Raw genomic sequence first — 21865 nt, 5'->3', positions numbered from 1 at the left:
ATTTATAAAAAGTCTATATGATTGCCAAGAAAGGAGGTGGCCTTATGCCTAATCGTCTCACGCCCAAGCAAGCCGCGCCGCTTTTTGCCGGCTGGCCAGAAACGCCCATCTATTCGTGCTTAAGCGGCACCATGGGCCAGCTGATTGGTACGGCGCGAGCCGCGGCGGCAGTGATCGGCGACTTTGCATTTTTGGCGGGGCAGCCCGATGCCGCCTTGTTGACTTCAATTGCCGCCCTTCAGCCGCAGATTGTGGTGCCCCGCACCGAAGCCTGGGCGCCGGTGATTACCGCTGCCTATGGCACTCGCGTTCGGCGCTTTGAGCGCTATGCGACGGCGAAAACAACGGCCGGTTTTGATCCGCGCCGCCTGCAGCAGCTCGCCGACCCGCCAGCCGGCGTTCAATTGGTGGCGCTGAACCAGCACTGGTTTAATGTGTGTCAGACGCTCCCATGGGCGGAAGATTTCACGCGACAATTTCGCAATTTTGACCAATTTAATGCGCTTGCTTGCGGCGTATTGGCGCTGCATGAAGGTGAACTAGTGGCCGGTACCAGTGCTTACAGCGCTTATCCTGGCGGGATCGAAATCGAAGTCGATACGCGCGAAGACTACCGGCGCCGCGGGCTGGCCACCGCCTGCAGTGCCCAGCTGATTTTGACCTGCTTGGGGCGGGGCCTTTATCCGAGTTGGGACGCCCACACCAAAACGTCGCTGGCGCTGGCGCAAAAGTTAGGCTATCAGCTGGCCTATACCTATCCGGCCTACCTGGTCGCACCGAGTCGTTAAGGTCGTGAAAAATTTGCCGCGGCTTGGTAATGATGATATTCTTGTTGTATACATATGCATCCGTTTTCGTGGGGTGTTAAAGGAGGGTGTTGCATGTCAGGAGCAGAAGTTGCTGGGGTGATTGCGGCAGTGGCGTTTTTGATCATTGCCTTAGCCGTAGCGATCATTGCCATTCGTTTATCATCTGTCACCAAGGAAATTAAAAACACAGTCGCCGAGGTTAACCAAACGCTCGCTACGGTCAACGGTGAAATCAAACCGTTGACCAACGAGATTGAGGCGCTGCTGACCAAGTCCAACACGTTGCTCAACGACGTGAATGGTAAGGTGGCCGCCATTGATCCCGTGTTTACCGCCATCGGTGAACTTGGAGAAAGTGTTTCTGACTTGAACACCTCAACGCGAAACCTCGCGGCTAAAGTGTCGACTGGCGCCAAGAATTCCGCCAAGGTTACCGTCGCCGCCAAGGTGGGGCAACGAGCCGCCGCTATGTTTTCCAAGAAAAATGAGCAAACCACAAAATAGGAGGTTTTCATTATGGCAAAAAAGAGTCATTTCTTGTTAGGTTTCGTACTGGGTGCCGCTAGTTCGTTGGCCGCAACCTATCTGCTGACGCCGCAAACCAGCGATGAGCTGAAGGAAAAATTCAGCAAGACCAAAGATGATCTGTCTGACCGGGCTGCTGACTATTATGATTACGCCCGTGACGCCACAGCCGAATGGCGCGAATCCGCGCAAGGCTTGGTTGAAGATCTCAAGCAGCGTGCGGCCAGTGCCAAACACGATGAAGGCGATGTGGCCAGTTATGATGATGCCACTCAGGCCTTGAAAGACGAACTGACAGACGCCCCAGAAGTGCCAGCCAGCGAAGAATTCGATGATATCGTGCTGGATGGCAAGAGTGCTTTTGCCCAAGCCAAGGACGATGCTGAGACCGCCGCCGATGATTTAGGCGAAGTGGCCACTGAAGCAACGGCTGATCATGATGAAGCAGAAGACTTCGATGATGCCGCCACCAACGACATCGACCCCAGCGTGCCAGACGAAGCGGCGCGGGCAGATCAGGATAAGCCAGAAGCATAACGGGCTGTGACAAAAGGCGGTTTTGGCGCGTAACGCTGCTTTAACAGCCATCATGGCTATAAGAGGGGACGGTTGCTGTCTCCTTTTTGTTTGCACAAAAATAGCGTTGAGCCGCGGCTCAACGCTGGTTTTATCTAATGGTAAAGTTACTTGTTGTTCTGTTTAGCTTCTTTACGCACCCGCGCATGTTCGGCAACTTGCTCGATGTGCTGGTGCATCAACTTTAACATCAGATCATTTGGTAAACCCATTTGTGGGGTCATCGCACGTTCGATATCAGACACAGGCATAATTCTGTTCCTCTTTTCTCTTCTTATTTTTCATCTTAATCATATGGGCTAGCCCCTAGATGTGCAAATAATAAATACATGAGATATTTCATGTTCTTAAATCGTGAACATATGTAGACTGCCGACAGTATGAACGTTGATGCACTTGGGTTTCCACTTTGGCTTTCTAGCACCGATTTTGGCTTAAAATCACGCTTGCTTAGACTCACAGAAATGCCTAATCGTTCATTTTTGAGCAATCTAAGCCTGTCAAACCAGGTCTTGCCCCGGTTTTGATACACTCATATGAATAAATAATAAATAACGTATGCACAGTTCTGATGGTAAAAGGCCTAAACCAAGGCATTCTTATCTTTGCGAGCATACAAAAAGCGCTGATCGCAACCAGCGCCTTAAAGTTAATCAATGACCGTGTAGTCTTTTGCGGTATGCGTGAAGGGTTCGCAGCCGGTGGCGGTCACGTGGACACAGTCTTCGATGCGGACACCAGCCACGCCTGGAATGTAAATCCCTGGTTCAATCGAGAAGCACATGCCCGGCTTCAATTCCATGTCATTGCCTGCCATGATGGAAGGAAATTCGTGGGTAGACATGCCGATGCCGTGACCCAGGCGGTGATTGAAGTATTCGCCATAGCCGGCCTTATCGATGATGTCACGGGCAATTTTGTCCAGATCAGAAGCCCGCAGCCCAGGCCGCACCGCGGCTTGGGCGGTGAGTTGGGCTTCTAAGCAGACCTTGTGGATTTCTTGGGCTTTGGCCGAAACGCCAGCACCGAAGGCAACCGTGCGGGTGGCATCGCTCATGTAGCCGTGGTTGTCCGTGCCGAGATCAAACAGCACCAACTCGCCGGGCTGCACCGCGGTGGCTTCTGGGCCGCCATGGGGATCAGCGGCGTCGATGCCGGCCTGCACAATGGTGTCAAAGCTCATGTGCATGACGCCTTCCTTCATCATGGCGTATTCGATTTCCGCCACGACGGCTTGTTCGGTGATGCCGGCACGCAAAGCCTTGAAGCCGGCGGCAAAGGCGCGATCGGCTTGGCGCCCGGCTTCTTCCATTTTGGCAATTTCATCAGGCGTCTTGATCAGTTGTAGGGTTTCAATGAAGCGGCTGGCGTCAGCTGGGAACGTCGCAGTCGGGAACTGCCGCATGATGGCCTCGAACTTGAAAACGGCGAGGTCGTCTTTTTCGATGCCCCATTTGATGGGATTGGCCACGCGCTTTTTGATTTCGGCGGCAATCAAGGCAAATGGCTGCTCATGATCGAGGTAGCCGGCAACCCCGTATGGCCAGCCGGCTTTTTTCACAGCTTCGATGGACAAGGCCGGAACGAACAAGAAGGGGTCTTGGTCAGGGAACACAAACAGGCCGGTGATCCGTTCTTCAGGGTCACTGAAAAAGCCGGTGAAATAATTGATATTGGTGTAATTGCTGATATAAGCGACATCCAGCGACTGGGCTTGCACCCAGGCCTGGAGCTGCTCAAGATGGACGTTCATAAGCTTTCCTCCTGAAATTCTCCCACGGTCAGGGGAGTAATGACTTGCGGAACCAGTATACCACAGCGGGGTGTCGCGACTGGCTTTCTGAAAAATGGTAATGAAAATTACAATGAAAAATTCAGTAAAACGCTTGCATTGCTGTTGTTAGTCTGCTAAAGTATGTTGGAAATCACGAGAACCAAAACGTTCGCGTAAGGAGCAAACTAACAATGGAAAAACAAACAATTACGATTTATGATGTGGCCCGTGAAGCCAATGTCTCCATGGCCACGGTTTCCCGCGTGGTTAACGGCAACCCGAATGTGAAGCCGGCAACCCGCAAGAAGGTCCTTGAAGTCATCGACAAGCTGGACTACCGGCCAAATGCGGTAGCGCGCGGCTTGGCCTCCAAGAAAACCACCACCGTAGGGGTCATCATTCCTGATGTCACCAACATGTTCTTCTCCAGCCTAGCGCGGGGGATTGACGATGTGGCCACGATGTATAAATACAACATCATTTTGGCCAACTCCGATGAGAACAGCCAAAAAGAAGTGCAGGTGCTCAACACCTTGCTGGCCAAGCAGGTTGATGGCTTGATTTATATGGGCAATGACATTTCCGATAGCATTCGCCAAGAGTTCTCTCGGAGCAAGACGCCAATCGTGCTGGCCGGTTCCGTTGATCCTGACGAACAAGTGGGTTCCGTCAACATCGATTACGTGGCCGCCGTTGAAGCCGCGACGACGCAGTTGATCAATTCTGGCTCCAAGCAGGTGGCTTTGGTCACCGGCCAACTGGCCCAGCCGATTAACGGCCAATATCGCCTCAAGGGCTACAAGCAGGCACTGCAAAAGGCCGGCTTGCCTTACGATGAAAGTCTGGTCTTCGAAAGTGAAACCAGCTACCATGCTGGTTTGGCCCTGTTTGCCCAGCTGCAAAAGGCCGGCGCGACGGCGGCAGTAGTTGGCGACGATGAAGTCGCAGTGGGTATTCTCGATGGCGCGCTGGATGCTGGCGTCAAGGTGCCAGATGATTTCGAAATCATCACTTCCAACAACACCAAGCTCACCGAAATGGCTCGGCCGCAGCTGACCTCCATTGATCAGCCGCTGTATGATATCGGGGCCGTGGCCATGCGCCTGCTGACCAAGATGATGAATAAAGAAGATATCGACGCTAAGACCATTCGCCTCGGCTTTGATATCACCACGCGCAAGTCAACGCGTTAAACTTGTGCCAAGCGAAAAATCCCGTAGCTGATGCTGCGGGATTTTTGAATCCAGCCACGAAAAAACCGCGCTGAGTTTCCGCGCGGTTAACTGATTATTGATTGGCTTCAGTGGTGGTTGGCGCAGTGCTTGAGGCGCTGGCAGCGCTGGAAGAGCTGCTGCTGGCAGCTTCATCAGATTTCGCGGCATCGGTTTGGTCTGCCTCATCGCCGCTCTTCTTTTCCCCATAGCTATCATCGTTACCGCCTTGCAGGGAGGCCCAGAAGTCGGTGTAGTTGGCAGTGGTGCCGCCAATGCCAAACTGGGCCTGGGTGACGCCTGGGGTGTAGCCATAGGACAGGGCTTCTGCGGTGCTACCCGTGAGGCTAAAGGTCTTACCGTTATAGGTGACATCCCCATTTTTCAAGCCGGTTTCGGCATTGACGGTGGTGGACTTGACGGCGCTTGGCCGCTGCATGGTGTCGCTTAAAGCAAAGCGCTTAGGGTCAAGGGCGTATACCGCATTGGCCAAAGCCGCCCAGTACCGCTGGTTGATGGCGCTCCCGCTGGAACTAAGGGTGTGGTTAGCGCCATTGGCATTGTCGTAGCCCATCCAGCTGGCCATGGTGATGCCTGGGGTGGAGCCGATAAACCAGAGGTCTTTGTAGTCGTTAGAAGTCCCGGTTTTGGCAATCAGATTGCTAGCGTTGAAGTTGACATTTTCCCCGGCGTAAATCCCGGTCCCGCTGGTCACAGTTTGATGCAGCATTTGCGTCAAGATGTAAGCCGTGGCCTTCGAGAAGACATGACGGGTTTCCGTTTTGTGCTGGTAAATAACCTTGCCTGACGGATCTTCGATGCGGTCGATGACGTAAGGGGAGACGTTGCTGCCGCCACGCGCAAAGGTGGCAAAGGCGCTGGCCGCTTCTTGCACCGTTTCACCATAGTCGGTCCCGCCAAGCGCCAAGCCCAAGGTGGCGTAGTCGTTGTCGGTTAAGGTCGTGACGCCCATTTTGGTCATGTAGGCTTTCACATCCACGCTTTTACGCAGCTCTTGGTATAAGTTGACGGTGGGAATGTTTAGCGAGTTTTTCAGCGCCGTGGTAGCGTCCACGAACTTATTCAAAATCGTGTTGCCATAGTCAGTGACCGAATAACCGCCGCCAAAGTCTTTCTTGAAGTCCGCGAGCATGGTGCGACTGCTAATGATGCCGCTATCGATGGCCGGGCCGTAAACCAGTGTTGGCTTAATCGAGGACCCAGGCGAGCGCTTCGTATAAATGTGATTGACCTGACCAGCAGTGCCGCCGACGAAGCCCAAAATCGCCCCGGTTTGATTATCCAGCAACACCGTGCCGTTTTGCACTGGCGCCGACGTCTTGGTGTAGCCGCCGGTGACACTGTCTTTAACGTAGCCGGTGTAGGTGTAGCCAAAGCTGCCTTTATAGTTGGCCACCACTTTTTGCATGGCGTCGTAAATGGGTTTGTTCAAGGTGGAGTGCACTTGGTAACCCTTGGTGGCGAGCAACTTGCCGGCATCTTTGTCATAGGTTTGGGTCAAACTGGAGCTGCCTTCAAGCTGGGTTTTCGTATAACCATCAGCTTTGGCCAATTGCTGGGCCAAAATGGTTTGCGCTTCGCTTTGGACCATGGTGTACACATAGTCATCCGAGCTGACAGTACTTTCGGCATTGCCAGGCTTGAGTAAGGCGGCCTTGAGATCAAAGGCTTTGGCCTCGTCATACTCGGCCTTGGTGATGGTGCCAGCGCGATACATGCGAAACAGCACGGTTTTTTCGCGGTTAAAGCCGGCTGAGAGATCGGACTTGAAGGCCCCGGTATTGGTGTAAGGCGTATAGACGGAAGGACTTTGCGGCAGTCCGGCAATGTAGGCGGACTCGGCCAAATTCAGGTCCTTGGCGTGCTTGCCGAACAGCCCTAGCGCCGCGGTTTCCACGCCGGCAATATTTTGCCCGGTGTGATTGCGGCCAAGGGTGATGATGTTCAGGTATTCTTCTAAGATCCGCCCCTTACTGTAGTGGTGATTGAGCCGCAGCGCGTACATGATTTCGACGGCCTTACGTTTAAAGGTGGTTTGCGAATTCAAGAATTGCAGTTTGACGACCTGCTGGGTCAAAGTCGAGCCCCCAGTTTGGCTGCCCAATCCGGTGACTTCCGCAAACACGGCGCGAATCAGTGCTTTCGGGACGACGCCATGGTTGGTCCAGAAATCCTCGTCTTCGGTGGCAACAATGGCTTTTTGCAGCCAAGGCGACACCTTGTCTAAACTGACGGTATCGCGCAGAAGGTCACTTTTAACATGGCCAATGGATTGATTGTTGGCATAAAACAGCTGAGTCGAGGTATCGACATTGGCCAAGGTGCGGGTCATTTCGGCCTTGGTTGGGACTGCAGTATCATTAATGATGGAAGCAAAATAGCCGCCGAGCAGGCCCACGCCAAACGCCAGTAAAATCAAGGCCAAGCCGACGCCGTAGTAAATTAACGACCGCAGGGTATGCAAGGCGACCCGCAGGTATAAGGGCCAAGTGGCCTTGCTGAACGGCGGCAAAGCGACTCTTTGCGCCTTGGGTGCCTGCTGCTTTTTTTGGTGATGCTTAGACTCTCGCACGTTTGAAATCCCCCAGATTACAACTAATTACGCATCATTATACCCCAAATTAACCCCTCGGTCATGCCGCTGCTGGTGGTGCCAATCGCCGATGCATTCTCGCGGCTGGCATGCTAGACTAGCGATATGGAGGCGACGGCATGTATCGAACGATTTTATTTGATGTGGATGACACCTTGCTCGACTTTGAGGCGGGGGAACTGGCTTGCTTAAAGCGGACGATCGAAGACTTTGGCGCGCGGTACACACCGCGGCTTGAGGCGCGGTATCTCACCATCAACGCCGGGCTGTGGGTGGATTTTGAAGCCGGCCGCATTCCGCGCCAGCAGATTTTTGCCCGCCGGTTCACCCAATTGTTCAAAGAGTTTGCCATTGAGGCTGATGGGCTGGCGGCGGAGAAGCATTATCATAAAATGCTTGATCAACAGGCGATTGTGCTTCCGCATGTGGCGGAAACGCTTGAGGCCCTCAGTGATTACCGGCTGTATGTGGTGTCCAACGGCGTGATTGAAGTGCAACGCCAGCGCCTGGCCAAAGCCGGGCTGATTGATGCCTTCGCCGACATTTTTGTTTCGGATGCTATCGGGGCCCCCAAGCCAACCATGGCCTTCTTTGACTATGTGGCCAAACATATTCCCAAGTTTGACGCGGCCACGACCTTGATTGTCGGTGATTCGCTGACCTCTGATATCCAAGGCGGCCGCAATGCCAAAATCGATTCGGTATGGTTCAACCCGCATTTCAAACCCAATCGCACCACGGTATTACCGGTTTACCAAATGAGCGAATTTAGTGATCTGACGAAAATCGCCGCTGAATAGTGCAAACGAAAGGCGAGTGGCCGTAGTGGCCACTCGCCTTTCGTTTGTGCTTAAACCAGCCGGATGCTGCCGGTGGTGGTGGTGATCAGCCCCTCCGACGTCAGAAGCTGCAGCGCCCCATCATCAGTGAAGCCCTGAACGATGCCACGTCGGTTGTCGCCGGCGCCGGTGAGGGTCACGCTGCGGCCCAGCCAAGCGGCATGCTGCCGGTAAGCCGGCATGATTTGAGTTGGCCTTTGCAGCAGCTGGGTGAAATGAATGAGCCACTGGGCCAGCAGGGTCGGCCGCAGGTCAGTCGCCGGCGCAGCAGTCAGCAGCGCACCGATGGGCAGCCCGAGTTTGGTTTCGTGCCGCTCGGCGCTCGGGGTGAGGTTAACACCGACCCCGATCAGCACCGTGGGCTGCGGGTCAGGGACAAAGGTCGCCATGATGCCGGCGACTTTGCGGTCGTTCACCAGCAGATCATTGACCCATTTAATCGTGGCGGTGACCTGGACCACTTGGCTGACGGCTTGCTGCAAGGCGACGCCAGCAGCCGGCGTCAGCAGTGCGGTGGCAGTCGGCGCGGGCATGGCATAGGTGAAATACAAACCCGCAACCGGTGGCGAATCAAAATGATGGCCGCGTCGGCCAATGCCAGCCGTTTGTTGATCAGCCAGCAGCAAAAACGGGGCGCGGCGACCACTTTGCATTTGGCGCTCTGCTGCCAGCATCGTCGAGTCCAGGGTCGTGAAGTGTTCGATGGCCATTGTCGCCAAGGCAGGCGGCAGTTGCGCTTTGATGGCATTAATGACGGACATGCTTTCTCCTCACAGAAAAACCGCGGCTCACCCGCGGTTTTAGTTTCGTTATTGCGCTAAGCGACTGATGGCATCGGCGTAAATGGCGACCGCCTGGATAATGCTATCGACAGCCATGTATTCGTTGGCTTGATGCATCACGTTTTCCGCATCTGGCATCAAGGCGCCGAACGCCACGCCGCGGGCGATGATACGGCCATAAGTCCCGCCGCCAATCACTTGTTCAAAGCCGGGTTGGCCAGTGTGATCTTGATACACTTGCAGCAGGGTTTTCACCAGCGGGTCGTCGCCGGCCACGTAATGCGGCGCCTGGGCATGGCCGTTCACTGTGACCGTCACGGTGTCCGCCCCTAAAGCAGTGGTAATGCCGGCAATGATGGTGTCTGGATCGGTGCCTTGCGGGTACCGCACGTTCAGCAAGACCTGCTGCTTGCCTGCTGGTTCGTAGGTTAACAAATCCGGGCTGGCGGTTAATTCACCCATGACGGCATCTTTGTGGTTAATGCCCAGCAGGTGGCCGCGCGAGTCTTCATGCATGTGGGCGGCAATTGCACTGACATATTGCTTGCCGGCTGGATCCAGTGGCAATTGATTGAGCAAGGTCGCTAGGAAGGTGGCGGCGTTGATGCCGTCGCTTGGTTCCTGGGCATGCGCGCCTTTCCCCGTCATGGTTAAGGTGATGCCATTGGCCGCCGGACTGGTTTCAACGTGAATGCCTTTTTGCTGGTTGGCAGCTGCCAGTAGCGAGTCCAAGCTCGTTGGGATCTTCCCTGCCAAAGTGGCGGTGGCGCTTTGCGGCACCATGTTCACCCGCAAGCCTGCGCTAAATGAGGTCAGCTGCAGGTCGCCGGTGGTTGGCTGCGGCTTGAAATCAATGGCAAAAGTGGCAATGCCTTTTTCCCCATTGATGATTGGGAATTCCGCATCCGGTGAGAAGCCAAAGTCAGGAGCGGGTTCGGTTTCTAGGTAACGATGGATGCCGACCCAATCAGACTCTTCGTCGGTGCCGATGATGAAGTGAATCTTCTTGTTGATCGGGCACTTCAAATCGCGCACCAGCTTCAACGCATAGTAAGCCGCGATGCTTGGCCCTTTATCATCAGAGGACCCGCGGGCGTAAAGCTTGCCATCTTTAATGACGGGATCAAAGGGATCGGTGTCCCAGCCTGGGCCGGCCGGGACGACATCCATGTGGCCAAATAAGCCAAAGATCTCGTCGCCTTGGCCCAATTCGATGCGGCCGGCCACATTGTCGACGTTCAAGGTGTTAAAACCATCGCGTTCCGCCATGGCGAGCATGGTGTTCAGCGCCTTGGCGGGGCCAGGGCCAAGCGGGGCGGCGTCGGTTTTGTGGGCGACGTCGCGCTGTGAGTCGATTTTCAAAAGGGTGGTCAAATCTTCAAGGAGTTGAGGACGGATCTTTTCTGCTTCAGCTTGCCAATTGGTCATGGTCATCCCTGCTTTCTTTAGTTGATTAATTAAACCATATCATATTGCCATAAAAGACAACTAGTGAAAACGATTAGAAATGCCTACTTTTTACGCGCCAAGGCTGGTCGGAATCAGCAGGCTTGAATTTGGGGTCAGGCGCAAGGCCACTTGCAGGTGCGGCATGGCAGGCGCATCAAGGGTTGAGGTCAGGCGCAGCTGCAAGGCACTGGCCTTGAGCCAGCCTTGGGCCACATGCAGCCAAGGCGTGCCGCCGGTGAGATGCACAGCATCAATGGTGACTGGCGTATTGTTGGCCACCAAGGCACATTGGCCGCTACTCGTTTGGGGCAGGGGATGCAGCGCCGCGCCTAAACCTTCGTGGTGAATCCAGGCGGTTTGGCCAAGGAGTTGATTAGCCCAGCCAGCCGTCGGCGCAAAGTTAACGGTCAAGGCCGCAACAAATTGATTTTGCGAGAGTTGATAGAAGGTTTGGCCGCCACTTTTGACTTCCTTAATCACGTCGAAGGTCGCCGCTGGGGCAATCGTGCGCTGCGTGGGGGTTGGGGTGTACGGATTTTGATAGATGGGTAAACTGGCCAGGGAAGAGTTGCTGGCGAGGCCGCTGCGGTTCACCATGGTGGCTTCCGCTTTCAAGGTGGCGTATTGATGGGCAATGGCCGGGTAGTTGGTGACCACGCCATCGATATTCAAGTTCACCAGCCATTGCCACTTGGCCGGTGTCTCGGTCATTTCATCCCAGGCGAACACTTTTTGGCCAATGGCATGCAGCGAGCTGACCAGCGGCTTGGTCAGCAGATCGGTGGAAACGTCGATACCGTTGACCCACTGAAAGACGCTGTAGTTGATGCGTTTTAACGAGCCGACAATGAACAGGCGCGGACAGTTGGGCAGCAGTTTTTGCAGGCGCTTGAGACTACTTAAGGAAAAAGAATGAAACATGACCCGGTTTTGCATGCCATACTGGGTCACAAGGGCGGCAATTTTCTTTTCCAGGTCTGGATGGGGCTCGCCTTTGACGATTTTAGTTTCAATCAGAAACTTTTGCTGGCCGCTTTGGTAATGCGCGAAGAGTTCCTGCAGACTGTGAACCGGTTCGCCATTTTTGGTATGATAACCATGCAAAACGGCATAAGGCGTCTGGGCGATAATGGCATTGTGACCGGTCATGCGTTGAATGTTATCATCGTGTTGAATGACCAACACGCCATCTTGGCTTTCATGGACATCCAATTCCACATAATCACTGCCGCGGGCAAATGCGGCATCATCGCTTTGAAATGTTTCTTCCGGCGCATCGATTGGATCACCGCGATGACCCACGACGGTAAAGCCGGCAGTCAGCAAATACAATCCAATCAAGGCGCCAATCCATAACCGTTTCGGCATGAGGCGCTCCTTTCATTCGTTGGCCGCAGTGCGACCGCTACCAAAACCTTAGCACAAAAAAACCGGGATGAAAAACCACACCGACTGCCGGTGCATCAGGATCTCGCTGTATCAGTAAAGGAGATTATTATGGCGCAAAAATATGAAACTTTTGATTTACTCCAAGAAATCACATTAAATGATGGCCGCCGCTACATTGAGCTTGGCAATATCATGATGAATGGGCGCGCGGAAAAAGCGGCGATCAAAGGTCTGATCAAGCGCGTCCGCATTTTGCAGCTCAATATCCCGCACTCCAACGCGGTGAAGGTGTATGAACAATACGTCAATGAGCACTACGAATTCCCCCCGTTCGACCTGGACCAGTGGGAAGAATGGGCGAAGCCAGAAGGACCGGTGAAACAAGCGTATGATGAAATCTTACGCCAAAACCATATTGGCTAAACCCTGGCGCTGGCTGTTGCCAGTGCTTAGTTTTTTCGTGGTTTTGGGGCTCACGCGGCTGGATGCCCCGTTATACCACCAGCCGATTGTGCAGGTCACAGCCGTCCACACTGGCAAAGCCCAAAAGCAAGTGGATAACTTTGATAATCATGACGTCACCCATCGCCAGCAAGTGCAGGCCAAGTTCCTGAACACCGCGCGGCGCGGGCAAGTCATCACCTTGAGTAATATGTATTCCGGCTCAGGGGCGCTGGATACCCCGCTGCGCCGCGGTGACCAAGTGTTTGTCGAACGGCAAGCAGGCCGCTATCAGCTCAAAGATGAAAAAAGAGATGGCGCAGTGTTGGGCCTACTGGCCGCCACGATTTGTCTCATGGCCCTGGTGATGAAAAAACGGGTCTGGCTGACTTTTGGCAGTATTTTGGCCAATGTGGTATTGCTGCTGGTGACCTTGCATGTGGAAACCACCAGCAATCAAAAACTGGCTTATGTCTTGTTTAGCCTGATGGCGGTGTTGTTTACTGTGGTGACCACGGTGTTTATTGCCGGGATCAAGCGCCAAGCTGCCGTGATTGCAGTGGCCACTTTAGGGGCGACAGCGTTAGCGTTGGCGCTAGGTTACGGCTTGTTTGCGGCGACGGGCTACCGGGATTTACACATCGAGGCGGTGGCATATGTGACCCAAGTGCCGCAGCTGTTGTTTTTTGTGCAGATCATGATTGGCTCGCTGGGGGCGGTGCTGGATGAAAGCAACGACATCGCCGTGGCGGTGATGCAGCTGCCAGCCGGCTTCAAGCAGCGGTTTCAGGCTGGCATGGCGATTGGCCGCAATGTCATGGGCCCACTGATTGCGGTGCTGTTCATGATTTTTATGGCCGATACCTTCACCGAAAGCATTTTGTGGTTGCGCAATGACAATGCCATTTCGCAAACCTTTATCTGGGTGATGGGCCTGGGCTTTGCCCAGGCGCTGATTTCGGCGTTTGGGATTGTGCTGGCGGTGCCATTAACCAGCCTCCTGGCGGCCTGGCCAAAGAAGGTGCAAGCATGAATACGTTTGAAGCGCTCCTCCTGGCTTTGCTGGTGTTGATGGTGGCAGTCGGCGGCAAGCAAGGGTTCAGTAATTTTCTCGCGGTGATGATTAATTTCTTGTTGATGATGCTGGCCGTGATTTTGATGGCTGGCGGGTTTAATGCCATCGGCGTGGCAGCCGTGCTGGGCTTGGTGGTGCTGGCCACCACGATTTTCCTGTCGACTCGAGATGGCGATGTGGCCCAAACTGCTTTTGTGGCGTCGCTCCTGGTGATGCTTGGCATGCTACTGGTGATTGGCATCGGTGTGCGGTATGCGCATGTGGCCGGTTTCGGCACCGAAGATTCTGAGGCGCTGGAGGGTTACAACTTGTTGATTGGAGTTAGCTTTCCGCACATCTTAATCGCCACAGCGCTGTTTTCGACCCTCGGCGCCATTGCTGAAGCGGCAGTGGCGGTGGCCGCAGGGATGAAGACGTTAGGTGCGGCCGCTTCTGAAGCGGGACTCACGCAAATGGCCGCCGAAATCATTGGCACAGCGCTGAACACCTTGTTCTTTGGCTTTTTCCGTGGCTTTGCCGGGCTATTTCTGTGGTTCACGCAGCTGCGCTACCCGTTCTGGCAGGTGCTGAACAATCAGATTTTTGCCCGGGAACTGATTGAAGTCTTGTTTTCGATGATTGCCGTGACGCTGACGGTGCCTTTTACCATGTGGATCGTGCAGCGGCGGCAGGGAGGCCGTTCGTGAATTACTTTATTTCAGATACTCATTTTTTCCATGCGGACCTGCTTGGCCCCAATGATTTTGCGCCGCGGCTGTTTGATTCGGTAGCGGCGATGAACAACGCCATGATCAGCGCCTGGAATGCGCGCGTCGACGACGAGAATGACCGGGTCTATCATCTGGGCGACATTGCCATGAACCCAGAGGCGATGCCTACCGAGCAGGCGGTCCTGGCGGTGCTGACGCAGCTGCATGGCCAAATTGTCTTCATCAAAGGCAATCATGACTATCAGGCCCGCTTCAAGTTTCTTCGCCGCCAAGATCCCGGCTGGCATGGCCAGCCCAAGTTCCTCTTTCATGACGTGGGCACCATCATCAAAGATGATCACACTCAGTTCATCATGACCCATTACCCGCTGCTGTTGGGCATCACCCAGCAGACCCTGAATTTGCATGGCCATATCCACAACAGCATGGTGCCGATTGCCGAAAACATCAACGTCGGGGTGGATGCCCCAGAACGCCGCCTGGTGCCGAGCATCCAGGCCTTGCCTTGGGGCAGCCCATTGTCTGCGGCCGAGGTGCATGAACTGGCGGCTGCCAAGAAAGCTTATTTGCAAAAACAGGGTCAGAATTAGAATGTTCACATTGATTTTTAATCTAAACCCCGGTAAACTGTTAAGCAAAGCGGGGTGGGGGATTGGAAAAACAAGTCAAAACAGAGCTCCAGGCGCTGCGGCAAGCACTGTTGGCCGCAGCTGACCCCAAAGCAGCAGGGCAAATCAACGCGCTAGTCACGCTGGGTTTTCGCAAGCTGCAACAAGGGGATTTTACGGCGGCGTATGTCACTTACAGTTTTTGGCCCCAGTTGGCCGTTTTCTTACCAGAGGCGGTCCAGCCAGCGCTCCATGCGCAGCTGGTGCAACTGGAACAAGGGGAAGCATGATCGGTAGCGGCAGGGGAGCCGCTTCTTTTTTGCTGCTCCGAGTAAGCGTTTTCTTTTTCAACTTGTTTTTCGTATAATCTAGGCAAAAGGAGTGGTCAAAATGAAAAAGCAATGGTTAGGACTGGCCGTGCTGGCCGTCATCGTGTTGGGTGGTTGCGGCCAGAAGCAAGCATCCAAGCCATCCTCAAGCAGTGCCAAGTCGAGTCAGACTAGCAGTCAAAAAGCCAAGGCCAAAGCCAAGTCCAGTCAAAGTAGCAGTCAGGCCTCAAGTTCAACCACCGCGCCGGCGCAGACGCATCTGGCGACGCTGCAAAGCGCTTTGCGCAAGCAAATTCCCGGGGCTAAATTTCCGCAGCAGGATCCTGCCACCAATGGGCAAGCCCTGAACGTCGCCGCGGAAGGCACGGCGGCCAGCTACAAGTTGTATTTCAGTTTTGGCGCCGCCGCTTTTCAGGCGAGCGCGCTGCCGCGGGCAAATGCCTCATATGTTTTGACCAAAACCACGCCAGAATCGACTGCAGCGGCCAAAGCAGCGGATGCCGCTATCAATTACCAGGCCCTACAGGCGGGGTTGCCGACTGTTGCACTGGGGGATGGCTTGACCGGCACGAAGGAAGGCGCAGCCGGGTCGACCTATGTGACTTGGCACGAAGGCCGCTGGTCCTTGGTGGCCAGCGGTGTCAATCAGAATCAGGAAGATCCCGTTGCGCTAGCTAAGCAAGCCGTGAGCTTTTTAGCTCAAGCCAGCCTACCGATTCCAGCCACGCATGGGGCGGTGGTCCTGCATGTGGCCAAAAGCAGTGACCGGGTGAACACGGTGGCCTGGCGCGAAAACAGTGCCTACTACCAGCTGAGTGGCATTGATCCGCTGATGACCTTGCGCATGGCGACTTTGCTGCGCTAGGTGGACACAAGCGCCTGTGCTATACTAGAAGCTATTGTAGGTCGAAGGAGGTGGCAGAATGTCTGAACGGACCTTGAAAGAGCGGCCGGTGCGTCAGCCGATAATCCCCATGGCGCAAATCAGTCAGGTTGCCCCTGATTTGATCACGATCGATGGCCGGCGCTATCAGTTGGTGAAGGACCATAAAGCGGGCTTTGATAAGGCCAAGTTTGCCGAGCGCTATATGGATGTGCTGGAAAAATATGACTACATCGTCGGCGATTGGGGCTATGAGCAATTGCGCTTGCGGGGATTTTATCGCGATGACAACCGCCGCGCCAGCAAGGATCAGTTGATCGGCACGCTGGAAGACTATCTTTATGAGTACTGCAATTTTGGCTGCGCCTTTTTCGTCTTGCAACGCCTCGATGCGCCGGCGGTTAAACCCAAGCGGCGCCGCGGCGGCAAGAGTCATCATCGCAAGGCGGCCCCTTATGAGGAAAAAGCCGTGAAAGCCCAGCCCGTCCTTGGCCGCGCTGAAACCGTGGCTAAGGGCAAACCGCGCAAACGCCACTTCACCATTAAAACGCGCGAATCTGATTGAGAAACAGGAGAAGATTTTTGACATATCAAGGTTATATGATTGATTTAGACGGGACGATGTATCGCGGTAAGGAGCGGATTCCAGAAGCGAAGGCTTTCGTGGAGCGCCTCCAGGCCAAGCACATCCCGTTTTTGTTTTTGACGAATAATACCACCAAGTCGCCGGCTGATGTGTGCCGCAATTTGGCCGAAAACCATGACATTCACGCCGACCCGGCGCAGGTTTACACGCCTTCCTTGGCGACGGCGAGCTGGATTCAGCAGCAAAACGGCGGGGATGCACGCGGCAAGTCCGTCTACGTGATTGGGGAGCTCGGCTTGAAGCAGGCTTTACTGGATGTGGGGCTGCGCTTTAACGAATATGACCCTGACTACGTGGTGGTGGGGCTGGATTATGATGTCACGTATCATAAATTCGAGCTGGCCACGTTAGCCATTCAGCGCGGCGGCATGTTCATCGGCACCAACGCTGACACCAATCTCCCGAACGAACGCGGCCATGTGCCTGGCGCCGGTTCGGTGATTGCGTTGGTGGAGCGAAGCACCCAACGCAAAGCCTTTTACATTGGCAAGCCCGAGTCGATCATCATGACCCAAGCCTTGCATAAAATGGGCCTGACCAAGGAGCAGGTGGTGATGGTTGGCGATAATTACAATACCGACATCAAGGCCGGTATTAATGCCGGTATCGACACCTTGCTGGTGTATACCGGGATCTCCACCCGAGCCGATGTTGCTAAGCAAGCGGTTAAACCCACGCATGAAGTCGCCAGTCTGGCGGACTGGGAGGTTTAAGATGAAGCGGCTGGGGCAGCAGGTCTGCCTGTGGCTTTTCATCATCAGTGCGGTGGTGTGGGGCACGATTTTGCTGACTTACGCGTTGTATCCGGTGTTCATGCACCTCGAGGATTTGCCAGCGGTGGCGGGGCTGAGTAGCGGCCGTCTTTATCACAATTATGTGCACCTGCTGACTTACCTGCAGGTGCCTGGCGTCGCATTTGGCCTCCCGGATTTTCGCTGGTCGGCCAGCGGCGCCCAGCATTTTGCCGATGTCAAAAAACTGTTTGTCCTGGCAATTGTGGTGTTTTGGGTGACGGTGTGGCCGGCGTGGCACTGGTTGCGCCAGCTGCGGCAGACGCACCACCGTTACTTGTTAATTCGACCGTTTCAAATTGGGGCGCTGGTGCCGTTAGTGCTGGGCGCTTTGATGGCCGTGAACTTTGACGCGGTGTTTATCAGTTTTCACAAGCTGTTGTTTCGCAATAATGATTGGTTGTTCGATCCCAGCGTGGATCCCATTATCAACGTCCTGCCGGAAAACTTTTTCGCTGCTTGCTTTGCTTTGGCCTTGCTGCTGTTCGAAGCCGTGATGGTCTGGGGGCTGGTGAGTGGCCGGCGGGATGCCAAGCTTCAAGGCCAATAAAAAACGTGTTCGTCAGTTGTGACGAGCACGTTTTTTGCCTATTGGGCTGGTTTAAGCGGCGGTTTTGTTGCGGCCGCGGAGCGCTGTGATCAGCACCGGAATTAGAGAAATCGCAATGATGCCAAGCACCACCACCGAGAAGTGTTCCTTGACGAAAGGCTGATTACCGAAGAAGAACCCGGCGACGCAGCACAGGGTTACCCACAAAAAGCCGCCAATCAAGTTGTAGTGGATGAATTTGGGATAGTGCATGTTGGAGCCACCGGCCACAAACGGGGCGAAGGTCCGCACCAGCGGCATAAAGCGGGCGATGGCGATGGTTTTACCACCATGGCGATTAAAGAAGTTTTCGGCTGATTTCAATTTATCGCGATTGATCAGGCGCCCGAATAGAGAGCTGTTAGAAGCCACCAAACCCAAATGCCGGCCGATTTCATAGTTGACAGTGTCACCAATCACGGCCGCGGCGAAGAACACGCCGAACAGCACCCAAATGTTCAGCCCATAGGCTTCGTTCGCAGCCAGCGCGCAAGCCGCAAAGAGCAACGAGTCACCAGGCAGGAAGGGAAACACTACCAGCCCGGTTTCGATGAACACCATCAAAAACAAAATGAGGTAAGTCCAGTTCCCAAAGCTGGAAACAATGGTCACCAAGTGGGTGTCGATGTGTAGGATAAAGTCGATCAGTTGGGTCATGCTACTCCTCCGAATTTAGTTTGGCTCCAGGTGGCGCTGGCGCACAGTATCTTGCTGCGCTTCATTATACCGGCTCTGGCGCAAGGCAGGCGTGGCCTTTGGATAAGTTTAATAATTATCGTCTTCCAATTCAGGATGCGAATGGGCCAACCGGCTAGCGGCAGCAGCCGCAATCGCGCCGACAATATCGTCCAAAAAAGTGTGGATAATACCAGGTTCATGCGCGTTCAAGACGGCCAAAATGCCGGGCTTGACCCGGTCAATGTAGCCATAATTGGTAAAGCCAATCGAACCGTAAACATTCACCACCGAGAAGGCCAAAATTTCGTCGACCCCATACAGCCCTTCATCTTCTTCGATGATGTGCTGCAGCGGCTGGTCGAGTTTGCCGGCTTCGGCCAGTTTGTCGAGCTGCACGCCGGTCATGACCGCATTTTGGACTTCCCGCTTGCGCAGGACGATCATCACATTTTCGATGGCATCTGGTAAGGTCAGATCAGGGATGAATTTTTCCTGCAGGAACATGACGAGCTCACCAATATCTTTTGGTTCCACCCCGCGTTCATGGAGTAAGGCAATGGTGTGTTCATAGAGTTTTTCTTCGTTGGTGATACTTTGTTGATCTGCCATTTGAATCGCTTCCTTTGGTTAATGATAAAGCTGTGAGCTGTGCAGGGCTTGGCGGCGTTCTGGATACAAGAAGCTCAAGGCTTCGTTGACGGCAATCGGGGCTTCGCCAAAGCCGCTGGCGATTAATTTGAGTTTGCCAGGATAGCTGGCCACATCGCCAATGGCATAAATACCTTGGCGACTGGTGGCCATGGTCGAGGCCACTTTAATGGCATTGCGGTCGAGCTCCACGCCCCAACTGCGCAGTTGCTTGTTTTCACTCATGAAGCCGTAATTGACCAATAGTTTGTCGACGCGTAGCTGGCGCTTGGCATCTCCGCGTACCTGCTTTAACGTGACGTCGATTTGGTGACCAGCTGCCTGCACGGATTCAATCAAAAATGGGGTGTGCAGCTGGACGGGGCTGGCTTTTAATTCAGCCACGCTTGATTCTAAGGCGCGAAATTGATCACGGCGATGAATCAGATTGACCTGCTTGGCGCGCGGCGCAATGGCCAAGGCCCAGTCGATGGCGGAATCGCCGCCGCCGGCAATGGCCACGGTGTCGCCATCGAAGGTCGCAAGGTCCCGCACGAAGTAGAAGACGTTTTTGTCATCCAAGGCGGGATCGTAATCGACGGCCAGGCGGCGCGGTGTAAAGGCCCCGCCACCAGTCGCAATAATCACCGTTTTGGTCAAAATTGGCCCTTGCGTGGTGTCGAGCTGATAGGTACCATCATCAAGCCGGTTGATTGCGGTGACGGTAGTGGCAGTTTTGATGGTGGGCTTGAAGTGGGTGACTTGCGTTTGCAATTGCTCGACCAGCTGCTGGCCGCTAATGCCAGGAAAGCCCCCAATGTCATACAGCACCTTGGCCGGATACAAATTCCCGGTCTGGCCGCCTAAGTCGCTGAGACTTTCGACCAAGGCCACGTCAGCGGCATGCAGCCCGGCGTAAAAGGCGGCGAACATGCCGACAGGCCCGCCGCCAATCACAGTGATTTCATAAGTGTGTGTTGCCATTTGGATTCCTCGTTTCCTCTATGAACTATCTGCTTAACCGTACCATATTTTAGGCTTGGCAACCACGACCAGGTCGCTCCAGTTTCACGCTTAGCCGAAGCGCGATTATGGTATAATGCTCCAGAATAAGATTGCTTAATAGGAGGAAACTATGTACCCACAACTCGAACTTGATACTTTCAACGGCCCCAAAGCCGTTATGGCCACGTCCATGGGTGACATCACCTTTGCTTTGTTCCCAGAGCAAGCCCCGAAAGCCGTGGAAAACTTCACGACCCTGGCCAAGCAGGGTTACTACGATGGCATCACCTTTCACCGGGTGATTCCCGACTTTATGATTCAAGGCGGCGATCCTACAGGCACCGGTGCTGGTGGTGAAAGCATTTGGGGCCAAGCCTTTGAAGATGAATTCAGTGCCTCGGTGTTTAATCTTAAAGGCGCGCTGTCCATGGCCAATGCTGGGCCTAACACAAATGGTAGCCAATTTTTCATCGTGTCCAACGAACACCTCAATCCGCAGATGGCACAGCAATTGCCTGGCGCCGGTTATCCGCAGGCCGTGGTCGATGCCTATCAGCAAGGCGGCACCCCATGGCTTGACGGCCGGCACACAGTGTTCGGGCAGGTCATGGCTGGGATGGATGTGGTTGAAGCCATTAGCCGGGTTAAAACCAGTGCTGACAAACCCGACACCCCAATTACCATCGAGCACATCACGATTGCCTAGTTTGAGTCACGGCTGAGCATTCGTTATACTGAATAGGTAAGCAGACTCACATCATAGAAATGAAGTGGCGCAATGAACTATCGAATCGGTGATATCGTCACCGGCAAGGTCACTGGCATTCAGCCCTACGGCGTTTTTGTTCTGCTTGATGATCGCCACCAAGGCCTGATTCACATTTCCGAGTGTCAACACGGTTTCGTGAAAGCACTGACGGATTTGTTCAAGGTCGGTCAGCAGGTGCAGGTGGTCATTTTGGATATTGATGAGTTTTCGGGCAAAATTAGTTTGTCCGTGCGGGCGTTGCAGCCGGCACCGGCGATGACCACTTACCGGCATCGCAAGCACTATTGGACGAACCGTAAGCTGCATTTAGGTTTTACCCCGATTGCCGAACGCCTCGATGGCTGGGTCAGTGAGTACCTTGGCCTGATGGAAAAGCACACAGACGACTAGTCGTGTGCTTTTTTCGTACATTGAATTTTGATTATTCATTTTCGTTCGGAAATAGGTAAGATGAATAATCATTCTTTGCGCTCTTAGTGGTCAAATTTTCGCTTATTCTGTTTTTTTGGTGAATGTTGAATTAAGTGTTGACGCTAGGGGCTGTTGGCTGGTAAGATACTTGTTGTTGTCAAAACGGCAAGCGCATTGCGCTTCGCCGCCAAATGCTTGGAAGACGAATAATTATTCATTTCATGACATTTTAATTTGACAAGCAAAAAGCCATAAGATATACTGTTAAAGTTGTCTTTTGGACACAGTGGTCCTTTGAAAACTGAACAAAGTTTCGTAAATGTGATAGGGCTTTT

Annotated in this window: 26 protein-coding genes; 16 read left to right on the top strand and 10 right to left on the bottom strand. The window is 54.0% G+C overall.

What is annotated here, in order from left to right; translation table 11 throughout:
• The first annotated feature begins 44 nt into the window (after nt 1-44).
• The 3 genes from EKM90_RS03525 (at nt 45) to EKM90_RS03515 (ending at nt 1871) form a co-directional block, all read left to right on the top strand.
• Nucleotides 45-788, top strand: a complete 744-nt coding sequence (locus EKM90_RS03525; protein WP_164507837.1) for a GNAT family N-acetyltransferase — start codon at nt 45-47, stop codon at nt 786-788.
• A gap of 93 nt (nt 789-881) precedes the next feature.
• A complete protein-coding gene (locus EKM90_RS03520; protein ID WP_125579727.1) occupies nt 882-1313 on the top strand; it encodes a DUF948 domain-containing protein in 432 nt (143 codons plus the stop codon).
• Between the two features lie 12 nt (nt 1314-1325).
• The gene (locus EKM90_RS03515; protein WP_125579725.1) at nt 1326-1871 is read left to right on the top strand and encodes a YtxH domain-containing protein; all 546 of its coding nucleotides are present in this window, start codon (nt 1326-1328) and stop codon (nt 1869-1871) included.
• Nucleotides 1872-2017: 146 nt separating this feature from the next.
• Here the strand turns inward: EKM90_RS03515 and EKM90_RS12745 are convergent, their stop codons facing one another.
• Nucleotides 2018-2161, bottom strand: coding sequence for a hypothetical protein (locus EKM90_RS12745; protein WP_164507836.1), 144 nt, complete (start codon nt 2159-2161; stop codon nt 2018-2020).
• A 398-nt stretch (nt 2162-2559) separates the two neighbouring features.
• Nucleotides 2560-3663, bottom strand: coding sequence for a M24 family metallopeptidase (locus EKM90_RS03510; protein WP_125579723.1), 1104 nt, complete (start codon nt 3661-3663; stop codon nt 2560-2562).
• 212 nt (nt 3664-3875) lie between these two features.
• Here EKM90_RS03510 and ccpA point away from each other — a divergent pair, with 212 nt between their 5' ends.
• Nucleotides 3876-4877 (top strand): catabolite control protein A, encoded by a 1002-nt coding sequence (gene ccpA, locus EKM90_RS03505; protein ID WP_125579721.1) that lies wholly within the window; start codon nt 3876-3878, stop codon nt 4875-4877.
• A 94-nt stretch (nt 4878-4971) separates the two neighbouring features.
• Here the strand turns inward: ccpA and EKM90_RS03500 are convergent, their stop codons facing one another.
• Nucleotides 4972-7488: a transglycosylase domain-containing protein gene (locus EKM90_RS03500; RefSeq protein ID WP_125579719.1), complete on the bottom strand. Its 2517-nt coding sequence runs from the start codon at nt 7486-7488 to the stop codon at nt 4972-4974.
• Nucleotides 7489-7628: 140 nt separating this feature from the next.
• On the opposite strand from EKM90_RS03500, the gene EKM90_RS03495 reads away from it, so the two are divergent.
• Nucleotides 7629-8309, top strand: a complete 681-nt coding sequence (locus EKM90_RS03495; protein WP_125579717.1) for a YjjG family noncanonical pyrimidine nucleotidase — start codon at nt 7629-7631, stop codon at nt 8307-8309.
• Nucleotides 8310-8359: 50 nt separating this feature from the next.
• Here the strand turns inward: EKM90_RS03495 and EKM90_RS03490 are convergent, their stop codons facing one another.
• The 3 genes from EKM90_RS03490 to EKM90_RS03480 all read right to left on the bottom strand — a co-directional run bounded on the left by EKM90_RS03490 (nt 8360) and on the right by EKM90_RS03480 (nt 11947).
• Nucleotides 8360-9109, bottom strand: a complete 750-nt coding sequence (locus EKM90_RS03490; protein ID WP_125579715.1) for a biotin--[acetyl-CoA-carboxylase] ligase — start codon at nt 9107-9109, stop codon at nt 8360-8362.
• 48 nt (nt 9110-9157) lie between these two features.
• Nucleotides 9158-10558: a dipeptidase PepV gene (gene pepV, locus EKM90_RS03485; protein WP_373301099.1), complete on the bottom strand. Its 1401-nt coding sequence runs from the start codon at nt 10556-10558 to the stop codon at nt 9158-9160.
• 90 nt (nt 10559-10648) lie between these two features.
• Nucleotides 10649-11947 (bottom strand): glycerophosphodiester phosphodiesterase, encoded by a 1299-nt coding sequence (locus EKM90_RS03480; protein ID WP_125579712.1) that lies wholly within the window; start codon nt 11945-11947, stop codon nt 10649-10651.
• A 129-nt stretch (nt 11948-12076) separates the two neighbouring features.
• On the opposite strand from EKM90_RS03480, the gene EKM90_RS03475 reads away from it, so the two are divergent.
• The 9 genes from EKM90_RS03475 to EKM90_RS03435 all read left to right on the top strand — a co-directional run bounded on the left by EKM90_RS03475 (nt 12077) and on the right by EKM90_RS03435 (nt 18001).
• The gene (locus tag EKM90_RS03475; protein WP_125579710.1) at nt 12077-12391 is read left to right on the top strand and encodes a hypothetical protein; all 315 of its coding nucleotides are present in this window, start codon (nt 12077-12079) and stop codon (nt 12389-12391) included.
• On the top strand, nt 12357-13442 hold the full coding sequence (locus tag EKM90_RS03470; protein ID WP_225422704.1) for a YibE/F family protein: 1086 nt from the start codon (nt 12357-12359) through the stop codon (nt 13440-13442). The genes EKM90_RS03475 and EKM90_RS03470 overlap by 35 nt, the downstream gene beginning before the upstream one ends.
• Nucleotides 13439-14170, top strand: a complete 732-nt coding sequence (locus tag EKM90_RS03465; protein WP_125579708.1) for a YibE/F family protein — start codon at nt 13439-13441, stop codon at nt 14168-14170. Before EKM90_RS03470 ends, EKM90_RS03465 begins: the two co-directional genes overlap by 4 nt.
• Nucleotides 14167-14784 carry a metallophosphoesterase gene (locus tag EKM90_RS03460; protein WP_125579706.1) on the top strand — a complete coding sequence of 206 codons (618 nt, stop codon included), beginning with the start codon at nt 14167-14169 and terminating at the stop codon, nt 14782-14784. The genes EKM90_RS03465 and EKM90_RS03460 overlap by 4 nt, the downstream gene beginning before the upstream one ends.
• 62 nt (nt 14785-14846) lie before the next feature.
• Nucleotides 14847-15092: a hypothetical protein gene (locus EKM90_RS03455; protein ID WP_125579704.1), complete on the top strand. Its 246-nt coding sequence runs from the start codon at nt 14847-14849 to the stop codon at nt 15090-15092.
• Nucleotides 15093-15192: 100 nt separating this feature from the next.
• Nucleotides 15193-15996 carry a hypothetical protein gene (locus EKM90_RS03450; protein ID WP_125579702.1) on the top strand — a complete coding sequence of 268 codons (804 nt, stop codon included), beginning with the start codon at nt 15193-15195 and terminating at the stop codon, nt 15994-15996.
• A 109-nt stretch (nt 15997-16105) separates the two neighbouring features.
• Nucleotides 16106-16579, top strand: a complete 474-nt coding sequence (locus EKM90_RS03445) for a YutD family protein (protein WP_225422712.1) — start codon at nt 16106-16108, stop codon at nt 16577-16579.
• 17 nt (nt 16580-16596) lie between these two features.
• Complete coding sequence (locus tag EKM90_RS03440) at nt 16597-17373, top strand: TIGR01457 family HAD-type hydrolase (RefSeq protein WP_125579698.1); 777 nt, start codon at nt 16597-16599, stop codon at nt 17371-17373.
• Between the two features lies 1 nt (nt 17374).
• A complete protein-coding gene (locus EKM90_RS03435; protein ID WP_125579696.1) occupies nt 17375-18001 on the top strand; it encodes a TIGR01906 family membrane protein in 627 nt (208 codons plus the stop codon).
• A gap of 51 nt (nt 18002-18052) precedes the next feature.
• Here EKM90_RS03435 and EKM90_RS03430 read toward each other — a convergent pair whose 3' ends face one another.
• From EKM90_RS03430 to EKM90_RS03420, 3 genes are all read right to left on the bottom strand, one after another.
• Complete coding sequence (locus EKM90_RS03430) at nt 18053-18697, bottom strand: VTT domain-containing protein (RefSeq protein WP_125579694.1); 645 nt, start codon at nt 18695-18697, stop codon at nt 18053-18055.
• Between the two features lie 108 nt (nt 18698-18805).
• Nucleotides 18806-19309: a phosphatidylglycerophosphatase A family protein gene (locus EKM90_RS03425; protein WP_125579951.1), complete on the bottom strand. Its 504-nt coding sequence runs from the start codon at nt 19307-19309 to the stop codon at nt 18806-18808.
• 36 nt (nt 19310-19345) lie between these two features.
• Nucleotides 19346-20329 (bottom strand): NAD(P)/FAD-dependent oxidoreductase, encoded by a 984-nt coding sequence (locus EKM90_RS03420; RefSeq protein WP_125579692.1) that lies wholly within the window; start codon nt 20327-20329, stop codon nt 19346-19348.
• A 151-nt stretch (nt 20330-20480) separates the two neighbouring features.
• Between EKM90_RS03420 and EKM90_RS03415 the strand changes: the two genes are divergently transcribed.
• Entirely contained in the window at nt 20481-21056 is a 576-nt protein-coding gene (locus EKM90_RS03415) for a peptidylprolyl isomerase (RefSeq protein ID WP_125579690.1), read from the top strand.
• 72 nt (nt 21057-21128) lie between these two features.
• On the top strand, nt 21129-21509 hold the full coding sequence (locus tag EKM90_RS03410) for a CvfD/Ygs/GSP13 family RNA-binding post-transcriptional regulator (protein ID WP_125579688.1): 381 nt from the start codon (nt 21129-21131) through the stop codon (nt 21507-21509).
• Between the two features lie 143 nt (nt 21510-21652).
• Here the strand turns inward: EKM90_RS03410 and EKM90_RS13005 are convergent.
• Nucleotides 21653-21865 (bottom strand): hypothetical protein (locus EKM90_RS13005; protein WP_225422702.1); only part of this gene is annotated, 213 nt, incomplete at its 5' end.

The organism is Lacticaseibacillus suibinensis, assembly GCF_003946175.1.
Lineage (GTDB): Bacteria > Bacillota > Bacilli > Lactobacillales > Lactobacillaceae > Lacticaseibacillus > Lacticaseibacillus suibinensis.
Note: the sequence above shows the minus strand (reverse complement) of the source record. Positions and strands in the feature narration are given on the sequence as shown.